This is a genomic window from Syntrophaceticus schinkii, from assembly GCF_000946815.1.
GTDB classification, from domain to species: Bacteria; Bacillota; DSM-12270; order Thermacetogeniales; family Thermacetogeniaceae; genus Syntrophaceticus; species Syntrophaceticus schinkii.
The window spans coordinates 1-1038 of the sequence record NZ_CDRZ01000144.1; the positions used below are offsets into that span (position 1 = coordinate 1).

The window sequence follows — 1038 nt, forward strand, 5'->3', positions numbered from 1 at the left end:
CATCTGGCAATTTCCGGCGCCTGTGCTGTTGCTGCAGCGGTGAGCCGGGCTATGCCCTTTTGTTTCCTTCTTTAAACCACTGCCTGATCCGGTTTTTCGCTTGAGAGGTCTTAACAATAGAAAGCCAATCGCGGCTGGGCCCACCGCTCTGTTTGGAGGTTAGGACTTCCACGATATCCCCGTTTTTCAGCCGGTAGTCTAAAGGCACGATTCTGCCGTTGACCTTCGCCCCAATACAGCGGTTACCCACTTCCGTGTGAATGCGGTAAGCGAAATCAACGGGTATTGAACCGAAGGGCAATTCCAGGACATCACCCCTGGGGGTGAAGACAAAAACAACATCTGAAAAAAGATCTATCTTGAGGGACTCCATAAACTCCCTGGCATCCCTCAACTCGTGATTCCAGTCTAGGATCTGGCGCAGCCAGGAAAGCTTCTTCTCGAACTCTTCATCAGTGGGGCGCCCCCCTTCTTTGTACCTCCAGTGGGCGGCAATTCCATATTCAGCGGTCCTGTGCATCTCAAAGGTGCGGATCTGCAGCTCAAAAGGCTCTCCCAGCGGCCCAATCAGGGTGGTATGCAGTGACTGATACATGTTCTGTTTAGGCATGGCAATATAATCTTTAAAACGCCCTGGAATGGGTTTCCACATGGTATGAACTATCCCCAGGGTGGCATAACACTCCTTGACTGTATTGACAATTAACTCTTACTGCAATCAAATCATAGATCTCCGAGAGATCCTTCTCCTGTTCTATGGTTTTACGGTAAATGCTGTAGAAATTCTTTGGCCTGCCCGAAATCTCCGCCGGTCATTCCCGCTTGATCAAGCTTCTCCCTGAGCTTAGCGACCACAAGATTGATATAGTCCTCCCGCTCACGGCGTTTTTTGGCGATTCTCTCCACCATCTCATAATATTTTTCAGGTTCCAAATAGCGAAATGACAGGTCTTCAAGCTCCCATTTGATCCTATAGATACCCAGGCGATGTGCCACAGGAGCAAAGATCTCCAGGGTCTCCTGTGCTACTCTTCCGCC

Annotated in this window: 1 pseudogene; it reads right to left on the bottom strand. The window is 49.9% G+C overall.

The annotated features are described in order from the left end of the window. Positions 1-67: 67 nt before the first annotated feature. Positions 68-1038: pseudogene (locus SSCH_RS06505) on the bottom strand (RelA/SpoT family protein); the annotation flags it as partial.